The following is a 16666-nucleotide window of genomic DNA, read 5'->3' as shown; positions in this document are numbered from 1 at the left end:
CGCTAAGATACGAAAAGCACAAGTTTCGTATCTTTATGACCCGCATCAACTGCATCCCCGTCCAGGAACTGACCCGCCAGCACCTGATCGCCGAATACCGCGAACTGCCCCGCGTGTTCGCGCTGGCCCGCAAGGCCCATGAACGCGGGCCCGTGCCGCGGCCCACGGAATACACCCTGGGCAAGGGCCATTTGCTGTTTTTCTACACGCGCCTGGGTTACCTGGCGCGGCGCCAGGCCGATCTGGTGCTGGAAATGCAGCGACGCGGCTACCGGCCTTCGTACCTGACGCCGCTGGAGCAGGCCTACGCCGACCTTCCGGCCGAACTTTGGGGCGACTGGCAACCCACGCCCCAGGCCCAGCATCTGAACCGCCAGCGCATCGCAGAGCGGGGCGGTCCAGCCTACGCGCCGCCAGCGCCGGCCGCCAAAAAAAAGGCCACCCACATCGTGGATGGCCAAGAACAAGGCGCCCCGACTCCGCTCGGAAAAGGGCAACCCGTACCCTGATCAGAAGCGGTGACGCACGCCGACGCCGACGGTGGTCATCTTGTTGCCGTCGACGAAAGCATAGCCATCGGCATACGAGCCCACCGCATAGAGGTTGGTGCGCTTGGACAGGTCATACGTGTAGCCCACGCTGTAGATGTCCATATTTTCCAGGCCCTGGTTGGGGTCGGCGCGCTGCCACGACGCAAACACATTGCTGGCCCCGCCGACGGGCGCGCTCAAGCCCACCAGGTACGAGTTGATTTTCAGGCCGTCCCAGGTGAAGCGATCGTTGGTGTCGCCCAGGCCGCGGGCCGGCGTGTTGTCGTTGAAAGCGCCGCCGCCCAGGTCGAAGTTCTGGCCGACGAACACGCCGTCCTTGGTGCGGCCATAGGCCAGCGCCAGCTTCACGACTTCGAAGTCATAGGCCGCGCCCAGGATGAACTGCTGGGGTTGCGGCTGGCTGGGATAGCGGAACTGCTGGTCGTAGGTAAAGGCGACTTGCAGCGGGCCGTTGGCATAGCGGATACCGGCCGTGATGGCGCGGTTGTTCTCATCGCTTTCAAAGTTGGTGGGGCCTTCGACGTCGTCGGTCGAGAAGGAATAACCCACGCCAGCCTGGAAGCCGCTCCAGCTGGGGGTCTGGTACATCACCATGTTGTCATAGCGTACCGTGTCGGCCGCGCTGAACGCCGTGCCCATGGACGAGTTCAGGTAGCTGAGCGAGAAAGGATCGATATCGGCGAAGTACTTCGATGCGATATTGGTTTGCCGGCCCAGATCCAGGCGGCCCCATTGATCGTGCTGCAGACCGACGGTGGCCTGGCGACCGAACAGGCGGTCACCCTGCAGGCTGTTGCCATTGCGGGCGCCGAAGCCGCTTTCCAGCACGAATACCGCCTGCAGGCCGTCGCCCAGGTCTTCCGTGCCGCGCAACCCCCAACGCGAACCGCTCTGGATGCCGTTGGTCATGCCGATGCGGGATTGGTAATCGCCGCCATATTGGCCGCGGTTGACATCGTCCGTGCCGACTTTGCCGCGCTGATACGTAATGCCGAGGTCGATCAAGCCGTACAGGGTCACCGACGTTTCCGCGTATACCGATGCGCCGACACCGGCGAGTATGGCGCCGGCGAGCAAGGTTTTTGTTAGTTTCATTTCCTCATCCCGATCAAAAGTGATAGCCGCCTGTTTCCGCCCCGGAAACAGTCCCAAGCCATAAGGTAGGGAATACCGGCATTTCTACCAAAACCAGGAACTACACAAGTAATCAAAAGATTTCCGCGCAACCGCCCAAATTGCTGGCCCTGTAGCGGAATCTGCACCTTTCAGAATAAATACTTACGAAATACGCTTTTAATAACGATGATTTATGGCATACAAGCAACGGAAGTCGTTACGAATATCCGCGCGCCTTTTGTCACATGGCGAAAAAAAACCGCCCGAAGGCGGTTTTTTTAAGAGCCGGGCGCGAAGGGCCCGGACAATTACATATTGTCGATCATGACCTGGCCAAAGCCCGAGCACGACACCTGCGTGGCGCCTTCGAGCAACCGGGCGAAGTCGTACGTGACCTGTTTGGACAGGATGGATTTTTCCATGCTGGAAATGATCAGGTCTGCCGCTTCGGTCCAGCCCATGTGGCGCAGCATCATTTCGGCCGACAGGATCTCGGAACCCGGATTGACGTAGTCTTTGCCAGCATACTTGGGCGCGGTGCCGTGCGTGGCCTCGAACATGGCTACCGAGTCGGACAGGTTGGCGCCCGGGGCGATGCCGATGCCGCCCACTTGCGCGGCCAGCGCGTCGGAGATGTAGTCGCCGTTCAGGTTCAGCGTGGCGATGACGTCGTATTCGGCCGGACGCAGCAGGATCTGCTGCAGGAAGGCGTCGGCGATCGAATCCTTGACGATGATCTCGCGGCCGCTCTTGGGGTTCTTGAATTTGCACCACGGGCCGCCGTCGATCAGCTGGGCGCCGAATTCGTTGCGGGCGAGCTCATAGCCCCAGTCACGGAAGCCGCCTTCCGTGAACTTCATGATGTTGCCCTTATGCACCAGGGTCACCGACGCGCGGTCGTTGTCGATGGCGTACTGGATGGCCTTGCGAACCAGGCGCTCGGTACCTTCGCGCGACACCGGCTTGATGCCGATAGAGGACGTGTTCGGGAAGCGGATCTTGGTGACGCCGAGCTTGGTCTGCAGGTACTGGATCAGTTCCTTGGCCTGCTCGGATTCGGCCATGTATTCGATGCCGGCGTAGATGTCTTCGGAGTTCTCGCGGAAAATGACCATGTCGGTCTTTTCGGGCTCGCGCACCGGCGAGGGAACACCCTTGAAATAGCGCACCGGGCGCAGGCAGACGTACAAGTCGAGCTGCTGGCGCAGGGCCACGTTCAGCGAGCGGATACCGCCACCCACCGGAGTGGTCAGGGGGCCCTTGATGGACACGACGTATTCCTTGACGACGTCGAGCGTTTCGTCGGGCAGCCACACGTCGGGGCCGTACACCTTGGTGGCCTTTTCGCCGGCATAGACTTCCATCCAGTGGATCTTGCGCTTGCCACCGTAGGCCTTCTGCACAGCAGCGTCCACGACCTTGATCATGACGGGCGTGATATCGGCGCCGGTGCCATCACCTTCGATGTAAGGAACGATGGCCTGATCAGGCACGTTCAGCGAGAAATCGGCATTGACCGTGATTTTCTGGCCCCCTGCGGGAACCTTGATATGTTGGTAGGACATGAATGCTCCAGTTGCTCCGGGTGGTTTGCGCGCTCGCCAGACCGGGGCGCCGACGCAGGCGGAAAACCGCGCAGCAACCGGGCCGGATGGCGGACAACCCCCAATTCTAGCTCGCATTGGCGCCAAGCGCCCGCCCCTGCGCCGCGCTCCCTGGCCCTTCCGCGACGGCAAGGCGCCCGGGCGGCGGTAAAATGCCAGGGTTCATTGCCCTATTCCCTGCCGTACCCATGTTCAACCCGTCCCGGGACCAAGTCCGCGAGTTCTTCGTCCAAACCTGGCGCAAGCACCGTGCGGCAGAAGTCCTTACCCCCCTGGAATCCATGGCCCTGGACTGGGTGCTGGAGCATCCGGAATACCACGGCGACCTGGAACACCCCGACGCCATGACGGCGGAATATCCCGTCGAGCAGGGCCGCACCAATCCCTTCCTGCACCTGTCGATGCACCTGGCCATCGCCGAGCAACTGTCCATCGACCATCCGCGCGGCATCCGGGCGGCCTACCAGAAGCTGGTCAACCGCGGCGACGCGCACCAGGCCGCGCACGAAATCATGGAATGCCTGGGGCAGGTGGTCTGGGAAGCCCAGCGTCTGGGTACGCCGCTCGACAGCGACACCTATATCGATCTCATCCGCCAGCGCGCCGAACGTTAGCGCGCGCCGCCGCGCAAAAAAAAAAACGCCCCGATGACGGGGCGTTTCTGCGGGGTCGGCGCCAGATGCCTAGCGGCGCACGCCCAGGTCGCTCGGCTGGGCAGACAGCCAGGCCGACACGTTTTCGATGTCCTGATCGGACAACTGCACTGCAAAGGCGCCCATGATGGGGTTGTTGCGCACGTTGGCCGTCGGCGCAGCGCCCGCCGCACCGCGCTTGTAGGCCTTCAGCGCCTGCTCGAGGTAGTCGGCATGCTGGCCGGCCAGCACCGGATAGGACGGATCGACCGAAGTCTTGGCGTCGGTGCCGTGGCACGATGCACAGTTGAACTTGTCGAACACCGCCTTGCCGGCGGACAGGTCTTGAGCCTGCGCGGAGCCAGCCATGGCCAGAACGGCGCCCGCAAGGGTAAGCGTAAAGCGTTTCATGTGGGGCCCTCGCATTACTTGAGGTTGGAGTAGTAGGCGGCCAGGTCGGCGATGTCCTGGTCGCTGAGGCTGCCAGCGATCGCTTTCATGGACGGATGGCTGCGCGCGCCTTTTTTGTACTCGTTGAGGGCGGTTTCGATGTACTTGGCGTTCTGCCCCGCGATCATCGGGACGTGGTACAGCTCGGGAAAGCTGGCCTTGTAGCCCTGAATGCCATGGCAACCGATGCACATGGAGATTTTGTCACGGGCGTTCTGGGCATTGCCGACCGGCGCTGCATCGGCAGCGGCCGCCTGACCGACGACCGAACAGGACGCCACCATGGCCAGCGCGGACAGAGAGGTTCTCAACTTCATTGGAATGGCTCTTGGTAAGGCTGAAAACTGGGCTAGGGATGAGCGCCGGGTCTGTGCCCAGCTACAAAACCCTGCGATTGTACGATAATTGTTCCGAACCTATGCCAAACCCCTTCCGGTTTGCCCTTCCGGTCTCTAATTTCCATTGCCCATGTCCGCTGCCCAAAGTTCTGCCGCCCCCCGCTTTGATGGAACCGATCGATATGTCGCCACCGACGATCTCAAGCTTGCGGTCAATGCCGCGCTGACACTGCAGCGGCCCCTGCTGATAAAAGGCGAACCGGGCACCGGCAAGACGATGCTGGCCGAAGAAGTGGCGCACGCGCTGGGCCGGCCGCTGCTGCAGTGGCATATCAAGTCCACCACCAAGGCGCACCAGGGCCTGTACGAATACGACGCCGTGTCGCGCCTGCGCGATTCCCAGCTGGGCGACGAGAAGGTGCGCGACATCCGCAACTACATCGTGCAAGGCACGCTGTGGCAGGCGTTCGATTCGCCCGAGCCGGTAGTGCTGCTGATCGACGAAATCGACAAGGCCGACATCGAGTTTCCCAATGACCTGCTGCGTGAACTCGACCGCATGGAATTCCATGTGTACGAAACGCGCCAGACCATCGTGGCCCGCCACCGGCCGCTGGTGATCATTACGTCGAACAACGAAAAAGACCTGCCCGACGCATTCCTGCGGCGCTGCTTCTTCCACTACATCCGTTTCCCCGAGCGCGAGACCATGCGCGACATCGTCGCCGTGCATTTTCCCGATCTCAAGCAAGACGTCCTGCGCGCCGCGCTGGATACCTTCTTTGCCTTGCGCGAAGCGCCGGGGCTGAAGAAGAAACCGTCGACTTCCGAATTGCTGGACTGGCTGCGCCTGCTGCTGGCCGAGGGCGCCACGGCGGCGCAGATCGACGCGCATGCGGCAGGCGCGGTGCCCATGATGGCGGGCGCCCTGCTCAAGAACGAACAGGATGTGCAACTGCTGGAGCGCCTTGCCGCCATGACCCGCGGCAATCCGCGACGCTGATCCGCTGGCCGGCCGCCATGTTGATCGACTTTTTCTACCATCTGCGCAAGCACAGGCTGCCGGTATCGGTGAAGGAATACCTGACGCTGCTCGACGCCCTGCGGCACAACGTCATGGCGCCTACGCTCGACAGCTTTTATTACCTTGCCCGCGCCGCGCTGGTAAAAGACGAATCCCTGTACGACCGCTACGACGCCGCGTTTGGCGCCTATTACCGCGGCATCGAAGCCGCCCTGCCGGCCGGCAAGGACATCCCCATCGATTGGCTGATCAAGCAATTCGAAAAAAGCCTGACGCCGGAAGAAAAAGCCGCCATCGAGCGCCACGGCTGGGACAAGCTGATGGAGCTGTTCAAGCAGCGGCTGGAAGAACAGCAAGAACGTCACGCCGGCGGCAATAAATGGATAGGCACCGGCGGCACGTCGCCGTTCGGCAATGGCGGCTACCACCCCGAAGGCATACGGGTGGGCGGCGCGTCGGCCGGCCACCGGACGGCAATCAAGGTGTGGGACATGCGGCAGTTCCGCGACTACGACGACAGCCTGGAATTGGGCATCCGCAATTTCAAGGTGGCGTTGCGTCGCCTGCGCCGTTTCGCCCGCGAAGGCGCCGAACTCGAGCTGGACCTGGACGACACGATAGCCAGCACCGCGCGCAACGCCGGCCACCTGGATCTGCGCCTGGTGCCCGAACGCCACAACACTGTCAAGGTGCTGATGCTGCTGGACGTGGGCGGCAGCATGGACGACCACATTACGCGTGTAGAAGAGCTATTCTCGGCCGCGCGCAGCGAATTCCGCAACCTGGAAGTCTATTATTTCCACAACTGCCCGTACGAAAGCCTGTGGCGCAGCAACAGCCGGCGCCAGAACGAGCGCTTCGACACCTGGGACGTGCTGCGCAAGTACAACGCCGACTGGCGGCTGATCATCGTGGGCGACGCCACCATGAGCCCCTACGAAATCCTGCAACCCGGCGGCTCGGTCGAGCACTACAACAAAGAACCGGGCGCCGTTTGGCTGCGCCGGCTGCTGGATGCGTGGCCCAAGGCAGTGTGGCTGAACCCCGAGCCCACGGCGTCATGGCAATACCGGCAATCCATCGCGCTGCTGCGCGACATCATGCAGGCGCGCATGTATCCGGTCACTGTCGCAGGCCTTGAGCAGGCCATGCGGCTGCTGTCCAAGTAACGCGGGCCGGCTCAGCCGTCGATGGGCTGGGCGGGCGTGTCCAGCGTCAACTGGTAGAAGGCCAGGTCCAGCCACCGGCCGAACTTGAAGCCCGCGTGCCGTATGGTGCCGGCGTGCACGAACCCCAGCTTTTCGTGCAAACGGATACTGGCCGCGTTGGCCGCGTCGATGCCTCCCACCAAGACATGCAGCTGCGCCTGGCGGGCGCGCTCGATGATCAGGCGCAGCAGCGCTTCGCCCAGGCCCTGCCCCCGGAACCGCCCGTCGATATACACCGAATGCTCGACGGTGTATTTGTTGGCGGGATAGGGCCGGAACGCGCCATAGCTGGCGAAGCCCATCAGCCGGCCCCGGCCGTCTTCATATCCCAGCACGGGAAATCCGCCTGCCTGCTTGGCGTGAAACCAGGCCTGCATGGCCGCTGCGGTACGCGGATGGTAGTCGTACAACGCGGTGGAATGCAGGATGGCGTCGTTGAAGATGGCCAGGATGGCCTCGGCATGCCGCGCATGCGAGCACTCGACCAGGACGGCGCCGGCAGGCGGGGTGGCAGCAGAGTTTTCCATGCCGCGCATTGTAGCGACGCGAGCCCGTCCGGCGCACCCGCCAGGCTTATGCCGCGTGGCGCACGGCAAAGCGCTCCTGAGGCGCCGGGCAACTGCGCCAGCACACTTCGTCGTTGTCCATGTCCAGGTCGAACAACTCGTTGGCGGCCAGCCGGGGCACGCGCCGTGTAGGCACGCCTTCCATTTCGAGCACGTGCCCGGCGAAGCCCCGGGGGCAGCCCGCCCCTTCTGCAAAGTAGCGCCGGCCCGCAACGTCGACCACGTAGGTCGTCAGGTCGTGCCCCAGGATGGCAACGAATTGCCCGTCGTCGCTGGCATAGGCATAGCGGAAACGCCCTTTGATGTGGTCGTGGTTCAGGGGCGCGCCCATGAGCTGGGACAAGGCGCGCGTGACGAGTTCGGTCAGCATGGCCGTCGGTTCTCCGGTTGGGTAGGCCGGCAAGACGCCGGCGTGGAACGCGCGAACGACACCCCTGCGGGCGCGGCCCAAGGGGGCGAGACGGAGCGGCCGCAGCGGTCTGTCGCGCTCTCCGTCTGGCACAGCTGTGTATAGTCGCCAGCTTACACCCGGGCCGGGACGCGGTTCAAATCGGAACCTTCCCGGGCGTATACACTCCAACGACCATCGCCCGCAATACGGACACCCTGCCATGCGTCTTTCGCTCCCGGGCCTGGCGGCCCGCCTGAATGCCCTGCTGCTCACGTCCTTCCTGGCCTTCCAGGCCGCAGCGAGCCCGGCGCCCGCCGGCGTCACCGAGGTCTCATCGGTCGAAGGCATCACCGAATACCAGCTGGCCAACGGCCTGCGCGTGCTGCTGGCCCCCGATGCATCCAAGCCCACCACCACGGTCAACATGACCTACCTGGTCGGGTCGCGGCACGAAAACTACGGCCAGACCGGCATGGCGCACTTGCTGGAACACATGTTGTTCAAGGGCACGCCCGGCATCCGCAACGCGCTTGGCGAATTCTCGCGGCGCGGCCTGCAGGCCAACGGGTCCACTTCGGCCGACCGCACCAATTACTTCGCAAGCTTTGCCTCCAACCCCGAAACGCTCAAGTGGTACCTGGGCTGGCAAGCCGACGCAATGGTCAATTCGCTGATCGCCAAGGAAGACCTCGATTCCGAAATGACCGTGGTACGCAACGAAATGGAAAGCGGTGAGAACAATCCGTTTCGCGTACTGATGCAGAAAATGCTGGCCGCCGCGTTCCAGTGGCACAACTACGGCAAAAGCACCATCGGGGCGCGCTCCGACGTCGAGAACGTCGATGTAGACCAGCTGCGCGCCTTCTATCACGAGTACTACCAACCCGATAACGCAGTGCTTATCGTGGCCGGCAAGTTCGAGCCGCAGGCAACCCTGGCCGCCATCCAGGACACGCTGGGCCAAGTGCCGCGCCCCAAGCGCAAGCTGCCGCCTGAATATACGGCCGAGCCGGTGCAGGATGGCGAGCGCGCCGTAACCTTGCGACGCGCCGGGGGAACGCCGCTAGTGGCCGCCATGTACCACATTCCCGCAGCCGGCAGCCCGGACTACGTGCCGTTCGACCTGGCCACCACCATTCTGGCCGATACGCCGTCGGGCCGCCTTTATCATGCCCTGGTGCCGACCAAGCTGGCTGCCGATGTGTTCGGGTTCACAATGGACCAATACGATCCGGGCGTGGCCATGTTCGGCGCCCAGCTGCAACCCGGCATGAACCAGGACCAGGCCTTGAAAGCCCTGACCTCCACCCTGGAATCCCTCGGCGACAAGCCCTTCACCCAGGACGAGCTCGACCGGGCGCGCAGCAAGTGGCTGATGGCCTGGCAGCAGATTTACGCCGACCCCGAGAAAATCGGTGTGGCGCTTTCGGAAGCCATCGCCGGGGGCGACTGGCGGCTCTTTTTCCTTCAGCGCGACCGCGTGCGCGAGGCCAGACTCGAAGACGTGCAACGCGTGGCGACCACCTACCTGGTGGCCAGCAACCGTACCGAAGGCCGCTACATTCCCACCCAGAACCCCCAGCGTGCGCCCGCCTTGCAGCGCCCCGATCTGGCCGAGCTGCTGAAAGACTATCAGGGCGACCCCGACTTCCAGCAGGCAGACGCTTTCGACCCCACTCCTGCCAATATCGACAAGCTCACGCAGCGCAGCACGCTGGACCTGCCCAACGGCCCGGTGCAATTGGCGCTATTGCCCAAGGCCACCCGCGGCGGGCGCGTACAGGCAGAACTACTGGTGCAGTTCGGCGATGCCCAGACCCTGCGTGGGCAGCGGGTCAACGCATCGGCGGTGGCCGACTTGCTCGAGCGCGGCACCGACAAGCTGTCGCGCCAGGAAATCCAGGACAGGTTCGACGCGATGCAGGCCCAGGTCAGCTTCCAGGGGTCCGGCACCGACCTCAGCGTATCGATGTCCACGGCGCGCGAGCACCTGCCCGCGCTGGTCGGGCTGGTGCTCGACGTCATACGCAATGCCACCTTCCCTGCCGATCAGGTCGAGGAATACCAACGCCAGGCCCTGACTTCCATACGCAGCGCCATGACCGAGCCGACCGCGCTCGCCTCGCGCGCCCTGGCGCGCCACGACAACCCCTGGCCGACCGACGATGTGCGCTATGTGCCCACGTTCGAAGAAGCGCTGGCCGACGCCGAAAAGCTGGACCGCAAGGCGCTGGTCGATTTCCATCAACGCTTCTATGGGGCCGGCCACATCAAGTTCTCGGCCGTGGGCGACTTCGATCCCGACGCCGTGAAGCAGTCGCTGGCCACCGGCCTGCAAGGCTGGCAGAAGGCGCCCGCCTATACCCGCCCGGACGACCCATACCGCGCGCTGAAGGCCGAACGCTTTACCATCGACACGCCCGACAAGGCCAACGCGTTCTACATTTCGCGCATGCCCCTGCAACTGCAGGATACCGACCCGGACTTCGAAGCGCTGTACCTGGCCAATTTCATGCTGGGCACCTCCGAGACGTCGCGCCTGTGGAACCGCGTACGCGAAACCGAGGGGTTGTCGTACAACGTGCGCAGCAACCTGACCGTGTCGTCGTTCGAGCCCACCGCCAACTGGACCATCTACGCCATCTATGCGCCCCAGAACCGCGAACGGCTTGAAAGCGCCATCTCCGAAGAACTGCAGCGCGTGCTGAAAGACGGCTTCACCGCAGAAGAAGTCAAGGATGGCATCGCCGCGCTGCTCAACTATCGCAAGCTCGCGCGCGCCCAGGACAGCGTCCTGGCAACCACGTGGGTCAGCTACATGAAGCGCGGACGCAGCTTCGCATGGTCGGCCGAAGTCGACGACAGGCTCGCCGCCCTAGATGCCGATGCCGTCAACAAGGCCGTTCGCAAGTACCTGCAGCCCGACGCCTTCAGCACGGCAATAGCGGGCGATTTCAACAAGGCCCAATAGGCCCACAATAGGCCCGATAAGCCCGCAATTCGCGCGCCAATGTGAAACCGGCCCCTGAAGGGGCCGGTTTCTTTTCATGCTGCAGCGGTTCGCATCAGCTGAAGAACTCTTTCACCCGATCGGTCCAGGACTTGCTTTGCGGCGAGTGGCGGTCGCCCCCGTCGTTCAGCGAAGCCTCGAACTGCCGCAAGATGGCCTTTTGCTCGTCGCTCAGGCGCACTGGCGTTTCGACCGCCACGTGGCAATACAGATCGCCGGGGTAACTGGCGCGCACGCCGCGTATGCCCTTGCCGCGCAAGCGGAAGGTCTTGCCCGATTGCGTACCTTCGGGAATCGAGATCTCGGCCTTGCCGCCCAATGTGGGCACCTGCAGCTCGCCACCCAATGCCGCCGTGGTGAACGGAATGGTCAGCTCGCAGTGCAGGTCGTCGCCATCGCGCTGGAAGATCTTGTGCGGCTTGATGTGGATTTCCACGTACAAGTCGCCCGGAGGCCCGCCGTTGATGCCCGGCTCGCCATTGCCGCTGGAGCGGATGCGCATGCCGTCATCGATGCCCGGCGGAATCTTGACCTGCAGGGTCTTGTTGCGGCGTATACGGCCTACGCCATCGCAGGCCGTGCACGGGTCGGTGATTTCCTTGCCCGACCCGTGGCAGGTGGGGCAGGTCTGCTGCACGCTGAAAAAGCCCTGCTGCATGCGTACCGCGCCAGAGCCGCCGCATGTGCGGCAGGTCTTGGGCGACGTGCCGGGTTTGGCGCCGCTGCCGTGGCAGGTATCGCAGTTTTCCCAGCTGGGCACGCGGATTTCGGTGTCGAAACCATGAGCGGCCTGCTCCAGCGTGATTTCCAGCGCGTACTTCAGGTCGGCGCCGCGGTACACCTGCGGGCCGCCGCGGCGGCCGCCCGCACCGCCGAATATTTCGCCGAAGATGTCGCCGAAGGCATCGGCAAATCCGCCGCCCATGCCCGCGCCGCCCATGCCCGCGGCATTGGGATCGACGCCCGCATGACCATAACGGTCGTAGGCCGCGCGCTTTTGCTCGTCGCCCAGGACTTCGTAGGCTTCTTTGATTTCCTTGAACTTTTCTTCCGCTTCTTTGCTGTCCGGATTGCGGTCCGGATGGTACTTCATGGCCAGCTTGCGGTAGGCCTTTTTCAGTTCATCGTCCGAGGCGTTCTTTGCCACGCCCAGGGCTTCGTAGTAATCACGTTTTGCCATAATCGATGGGCCCGGGAAAGAGCCAGATAACTTGTCGGTGCTGAACGAATCCGCCCGGTAGCCGGATATTCCGGACTACCGGGCGCGTTCAGGCGTTATGGACGGCCATCGCCTTATTGGTCTCGCTTGACTTCCTTGAAGTCGGCATCAACCACGTTTTCGTCCACCGGCTTGGCCTGGTCGGCCGCCTGTTGCTGCGCAGCCTGCATGTCGGCGTACATCTTCTCGCCCAACTTCTGCGAAGCCGCAGACAAGGCTTCGACCTTGGCGTCGATGGCCGCCTTGTCGCCCTCTTTCAGAACCTCTTCGAGTTCCTTGATGGCGCTCTCGATGGCTTCTTTTTCAGAGGCTTCGAGCTTGTCGCCATACTCGGTCAGCGACTTGCGGGTGGCGTGCACCAGCGCGTCGGCCTGGTTGCGGGTCTGGGCCAGTTCGGCAACGCGGCGGTCTTCGTCGGCATTGGCCTCGGCATCCTTGACCATGCGTTCGATTTCTTCTTCCGACAAGCCGGAATTTGCCTTGATGGTGATCTTGTTTTCCTTGCCGGTGCCCTTGTCTTTGGCAGACACGTGCAGGATGCCGTTGGCGTCGATGTCAAACGTGACTTCGATTTGCGGCATGCCGCGCGGCGCGGGCGGGATCCCTTCGAGGTTGAACTCGCCCAGGCTCTTGTTGCCCGCGGCGATTTCCCGCTCGCCCTGGAACACCTTGATCGTCACGGCCGGCTGGTTGTCGTCGGCAGTAGAGAACGTTTGCGAGAAACGCGTCGGGATCGTGGTGTTCTTCTGGATCATCTTGGTCATGACGCCGCCCAGGGTTTCAATACCCAGCGACAGGGGCGTCACGTCAAGCAGCAGAACGTCCTTGCGGTCGCCCGACAGCACCGACCCTTGAATGGCGGCGCCGGCGGCCACGGCTTCGTCCGGGTTGACGTCTTTGCGCGGATCTTTGCCGAAGAATTCCTTGACCTTTTCCTGCACCTTGGGCATGCGGGTCATGCCGCCGACCAGGATGACGTCGTCGATTTCGGAAACCTTCACGCCGGCATCCTTGATGGCCACGCGGCAGGGTTCGATGGTGCGGTCGATCAGCTCTTCGACCAGCGCCTCGAGCTTGGCGCGCGTGATCTTCAGGTTCAGGTGCTTGGGACCGGACGCGTCGGCCGTGATGTACGGCAGGTTGATTTCGGTCTGCTGGCTGGACGACAGTTCGATCTTGGCCTTTTCGGCCGCTTCTTTCAGGCGCTGCAGGGCCAGGACGTCCTTGGTCAGGTCAACGCCCTGCTCTTTCTTGAATTCACCGATGATGTAGTCGATGATGCGCTGGTCGAAGTCTTCGCCGCCCAGGAAGGTATCGCCGTTGGTCGACAGCACTTCGAACTGCTTTTCGCCATCGACGTCGGCGATTTCGATGATCGACACGTCGAACGTGCCGCCGCCCAGGTCATATACGGCGATCTTGCGGTCGCCCTTTTCGGACTTGTCGAGCCCGAACGCCAGCGCCGCCGCAGTCGGCTCGTTGATGATGCGCTTGACGTCCAGGCCCGCGATGCGGCCCGCGTCTTTGGTGGCCTGGCGCTGGCTGTCGTTGAAATACGCCGGAACCGTGATCACCGCCTCGGTGACGGGTTCGCCCAGGTAGTCCTCTGCGGTTTTCTTCATCTTGCGCAGCACGTCGGCCGACACCTGGGGCGGCGCCATTTTCTTGCCGCGCACTTCGACCCAGGCGTCGCCGTTATCGGCCTTGACGATGCTGTAGGGCATCAGGTCGATATCTTTCTGGACGGCTTTCTCGTCGAACTTGCGTCCGATCAGGCGCTTGACAGCGTACAGAGTGTTCTTGGGGTTGGTCACCGCCTGGCGCTTGGCGGGCGCGCCCACCAGGATCTCGCCGTCGTCCATGTAGGCAACGAGAGAGGGCGTCGTCCGGGCGCCTTCGGCGTTTTCGATGATCTTGACCTGGCCACCGTCCATCACAGCCACGCAGCTGTTGGTAGTGCCCAGGTCGATGCCGATGATTTTGCTCATGGTGGAGTACCTTGAATATATTGATCCGTGGAAACGGGAATAAAACGAGTCTTAGCCTAACTGGGGCTGCCCGAGGGGTTTTTCAAGAGCCGCTCGATGGTCTCCGTGAACCGGGGCAGCCCGGGCCACCCGGTGATGCGGCCAAGGCGGCGTCCCCCGCGATACAGCACGAACGTGGGCACGCCATGCAGGGAAAACCTTCGTCCCAGGGCCTCGTCGGCGTAGACATCGGCCTGGAACCACGTCAGCCCAAGCGCCAGCAGGGCTTGCCGGTGCAGCAATGCGGCCTGCTTGAACAAATTGCAATTGTAACAATCCTCGCCCCACAGAAAGACGCACCGCAGATCGTCGCCAGGCGCCTGCACGACTTGCTGGTCGAAGTCGGCCGACGCAACCGGGCGCATGGCAAACGCCTGGAAGACCTGCGCGGGGTCGAACTCGGCGGGGCTGGCCATGAGGCTACGCCTGCCCGGACGACACCATCACCAGGGCCGGCCGCAACACGCGGTCGGCGATCACGTAGCCCTTCTGGAGCATCTGCGTGACGGTGTTGGCGGGCTGGTCGGAAGGCACCGACGAAATGGCCTGGTGCAGATGCGGATCGAATTTGTCGCCCTGCGCGGGCGCGATTTCCTTGAGCAGGTTGCGCTCGAAAGCCGCAGTGAGCTGCTTCAACGTCATTTCGACACCTTCGCGCATGGTGTCCAGAGTTTGCTCTTGCTGGGCCAGGGCGGCTTCCAGGCTGTCCCGGACCGGGACGAGGCTCTCGGCGAACGATTCGATGCCGAACTTGCGGGCCTTGGCCACGTCATCCTGAGCGCGGCGACGCACGTTTTCGGCTTCGGCATGGGCGCGCAGCAGTTGGTCCTGCTGGCCGGTGACGGTGGCCTGGGCAGCCTCGAGCTCGGCGCGCAACGCCGCCACTTCAGCCTGCAGCGCTTCGACAGTTACGGGCTCGGCCGGGGCCGGCCCGCCGGACTCAGGGGCCTGATCCACAGGCTCTTGGGGTGCCGTCATTGGGAATTCCTCCAAAAAACAATAGCGTCGGCCCCGATAATGGGGGCCGATCTGTTGGTTTCAAGAGGGAACGGCCCAGAAAACTCAGGCTTTGCCGGGCTGGCTGGGCGCCGGAGGGTCGCTTGCCGGAAAAGTCTCTTGCAGCGCCTCGTCTACGGTGGACTCGGATTCGCGCTGCGGGGCATCGTCGGGCGTGATGGCGATCGGGTCACTGGCGGGAAAGGTGTCTTCCAGGGCTTCGTCGAGGTCGCGCTCGACCGGATCCTCTTTCAAATTAGAGTGTCCAGGGGCCGAGGATGTGCCTACGCCGGGTCTCGGGGTGGTATTCATAAGCTGGCTCCTGCAAAGTTCGAACAGTGGCGGCGATCTTCAGCCGTCGCGCTCCGCCACGGCGGATACGCCAGCGTCCAGTGTACGTGTTGCCGAGGAACGCGTGGGCCAGCCTTGTAAGTGATTGTCGACAAGCGCGGCCAGGGCCTCGATCCAGGCCGGGTCGTCGTTCAGGGCGGGAATGTAGCGAAACTGCCGTCCGCCCGCGGCAATGAAGGCGTCGCGGCATTCCTGGCTGATTTCCTCGAGCGTTTCGAGACAGTCGGCCACGAAACCCGGACACACCACGTCGATGTCGGTAACACCTTGGGCGGCCAGCTCTTTCAGGGTGGGCTCGGTATAGGGTTCGAGCCAACGGGCCGCGCCAAAGCGGCTCTGGAAGGTAACTTCGACCTGGTCGGGCGTCAGTTGCAAGCGCTCGCGCAGCAAGCGCGCGGTTTCGACGCAGTCGCGATAATAGGGATCGCCCAGTTCGACCGAATACCGGGGCAGGCCGTGGAAACTCATCAGCAACTTCTGCGGGCGGCCGTGGGCCTGCCAGAACGCCGAAATACGGCCGGCCAGCGCATCCAGATAACCCGGATCGTCGTGGAAGCGCTTCACGAAGCGCAGTTCCGGCTGGTCGCGCAAGCGCCTGGCATGCGCAGCCACCGCGTCGACCACCGTGGCCGTGGTGCTGGCGGCGAATTGCGGATACAGCGGCACCACCAGAATGTGGTCGCACCCCTGCTGGCGCAGCCGCTCGACAGCCTGCTCGATCGAGGGCTCGCCGTACCGCATAGCCAGTTCGACCCGCACGGCAAGGCCGCGCGCGGTCAGGGCCTGTTGTACGCCTTCGGCCTGCCGTCGGCTGTACACCAGCAAGGGCGAGCCGCCCTCCATCCAGATGCCTTCGTAGCGCGGCTGCAGGCGACGCGGCCGACGCACCAGCACCATGCCGTGCAGGATGGGCAGCCACAAATAGCGGGGTATTTCGATGACGCGCGGGTCGGACAGAAAAGCGGCCAGGTAGCGTCGGATATCGCGCGGGGCCGTGGTCTCGGGCGTGCCCAGGTTGACCAGCACGACCCCGACGCCGGCCGGCGGCCGCGGCGGCGGATTATCGTTGAAAGGGTCCGCCTGCTGCGGTTCGGGCAGGTAGCGCTCGGGCCACAAATACTTGAACAGGCGTAGAAACACAAAATACCCCTTTGGGGCGCGCTTCGGATGAAGGCAGGCCCGT

The 16666-nt window shown here is 63.4% G+C and carries 17 protein-coding genes; 5 read left to right on the top strand and 12 right to left on the bottom strand.

Going from position 1 to position 16666, the window contains the following annotated elements:
* Window positions 1–35: 35 nt before the first annotated feature.
* On the top strand, window positions 36–509 hold the full coding sequence (locus CAL19_RS03825) for a pyrimidine dimer DNA glycosylase/endonuclease V (protein ID WP_081745616.1): 474 nt from the start codon (window positions 36–38) through the stop codon (window positions 507–509).
* Here the strand turns inward: CAL19_RS03825 and CAL19_RS03820 are convergent, their stop codons facing one another.
* Window positions 510–1646, bottom strand: coding sequence for a porin (locus CAL19_RS03820; protein WP_094796068.1), 1137 nt, complete (start codon window positions 1644–1646; stop codon window positions 510–512).
* A 329-nt stretch (window positions 1647–1975) separates the two neighbouring features.
* Window positions 1976–3232 carry an NADP-dependent isocitrate dehydrogenase gene (gene icd / locus CAL19_RS03815; RefSeq protein ID WP_094796067.1) on the bottom strand — a complete coding sequence of 419 codons (1257 nt, stop codon included), beginning with the start codon at window positions 3230–3232 and terminating at the stop codon, window positions 1976–1978.
* A gap of 227 nt (window positions 3233–3459) precedes the next feature.
* Here icd and CAL19_RS03810 point away from each other — a divergent pair, with 227 nt between their 5' ends.
* On the top strand, window positions 3460–3885 hold the full coding sequence (locus CAL19_RS03810; protein ID WP_026638439.1) for a DUF1841 family protein: 426 nt from the start codon (window positions 3460–3462) through the stop codon (window positions 3883–3885).
* Between the two features lie 69 nt (window positions 3886–3954).
* Here CAL19_RS03810 and CAL19_RS03805 read toward each other — a convergent pair whose 3' ends face one another.
* Window positions 3955–4314, bottom strand: a complete 360-nt coding sequence (locus CAL19_RS03805; RefSeq protein ID WP_094796066.1) for a c-type cytochrome — start codon at window positions 4312–4314, stop codon at window positions 3955–3957.
* 14 nt (window positions 4315–4328) lie between these two features.
* Window positions 4329–4670 carry a c-type cytochrome gene (locus CAL19_RS03800; protein WP_026638441.1) on the bottom strand — a complete coding sequence of 114 codons (342 nt, stop codon included), beginning with the start codon at window positions 4668–4670 and terminating at the stop codon, window positions 4329–4331.
* A gap of 151 nt (window positions 4671–4821) precedes the next feature.
* Here CAL19_RS03800 and CAL19_RS03795 point away from each other — a divergent pair, with 151 nt between their 5' ends.
* Together CAL19_RS03795 and CAL19_RS03790 are read left to right on the top strand one after the other, a co-directional pair.
* On the top strand, window positions 4822–5694 hold the full coding sequence (locus CAL19_RS03795) for an AAA family ATPase (RefSeq protein ID WP_026638442.1): 873 nt from the start codon (window positions 4822–4824) through the stop codon (window positions 5692–5694).
* Between the two features lie 17 nt (window positions 5695–5711).
* Window positions 5712–6884: a vWA domain-containing protein gene (locus tag CAL19_RS03790; protein ID WP_094796064.1), complete on the top strand. Its 1173-nt coding sequence runs from the start codon at window positions 5712–5714 to the stop codon at window positions 6882–6884.
* 11 nt (window positions 6885–6895) lie between these two features.
* Here the strand turns inward: CAL19_RS03790 and CAL19_RS03785 are convergent, their stop codons facing one another.
* Window positions 6896–7450: a GNAT family N-acetyltransferase gene (locus CAL19_RS03785; RefSeq protein WP_094796391.1), complete on the bottom strand. Its 555-nt coding sequence runs from the start codon at window positions 7448–7450 to the stop codon at window positions 6896–6898.
* Window positions 7451–7496: 46 nt separating this feature from the next.
* The gene (locus tag CAL19_RS03780; protein WP_026638445.1) at window positions 7497–7859 is read right to left on the bottom strand and encodes a hypothetical protein; all 363 of its coding nucleotides are present in this window, start codon (window positions 7857–7859) and stop codon (window positions 7497–7499) included.
* Window positions 7860–8100: 241 nt separating this feature from the next.
* Here CAL19_RS03780 and CAL19_RS03775 point away from each other — a divergent pair, with 241 nt between their 5' ends.
* The gene (locus CAL19_RS03775) at window positions 8101–10851 is read left to right on the top strand and encodes a M16 family metallopeptidase (protein WP_094796063.1); all 2751 of its coding nucleotides are present in this window, start codon (window positions 8101–8103) and stop codon (window positions 10849–10851) included.
* A gap of 94 nt (window positions 10852–10945) precedes the next feature.
* Here CAL19_RS03775 and dnaJ read toward each other — a convergent pair whose 3' ends face one another.
* The 6 genes from dnaJ to hemH form a co-directional block, all read right to left on the bottom strand.
* Window positions 10946–12070 carry a molecular chaperone DnaJ gene (gene dnaJ / locus CAL19_RS03770; protein ID WP_026638447.1) on the bottom strand — a complete coding sequence of 375 codons (1125 nt, stop codon included), beginning with the start codon at window positions 12068–12070 and terminating at the stop codon, window positions 10946–10948.
* Between the two features lie 113 nt (window positions 12071–12183).
* Window positions 12184–14097, bottom strand: coding sequence for a molecular chaperone DnaK (gene dnaK, locus CAL19_RS03765; protein WP_094796062.1), 1914 nt, complete (start codon window positions 14095–14097; stop codon window positions 12184–12186).
* 56 nt (window positions 14098–14153) lie between these two features.
* Window positions 14154–14552 (bottom strand): thioredoxin family protein, encoded by a 399-nt coding sequence (locus tag CAL19_RS03760; protein WP_026638449.1) that lies wholly within the window; start codon window positions 14550–14552, stop codon window positions 14154–14156.
* A 4-nt stretch (window positions 14553–14556) separates the two neighbouring features.
* A complete protein-coding gene (grpE, locus tag CAL19_RS03755) occupies window positions 14557–15114 on the bottom strand; it encodes a nucleotide exchange factor GrpE (RefSeq protein ID WP_026638450.1) in 558 nt (185 codons plus the stop codon).
* Between the two features lie 84 nt (window positions 15115–15198).
* On the bottom strand, window positions 15199–15444 hold the full coding sequence (locus CAL19_RS03750) for a hypothetical protein (protein WP_026638451.1): 246 nt from the start codon (window positions 15442–15444) through the stop codon (window positions 15199–15201).
* Between the two features lie 39 nt (window positions 15445–15483).
* Window positions 15484–16623, bottom strand: coding sequence for a ferrochelatase (hemH, locus tag CAL19_RS03745; RefSeq protein ID WP_094796061.1), 1140 nt, complete (start codon window positions 16621–16623; stop codon window positions 15484–15486).
* Window positions 16624–16666: the final 43 nt, after the last annotated feature.

Source organism: Bordetella genomosp. 7 (genome assembly GCF_002261265.1).
In the GTDB taxonomy this organism is placed as follows: Bacteria; Pseudomonadota; Gammaproteobacteria; order Burkholderiales; family Burkholderiaceae_B; genus Bordetella_A.
Note: the sequence above shows the minus strand (reverse complement) of the source record. Positions and strands in the feature narration are given on the sequence as shown.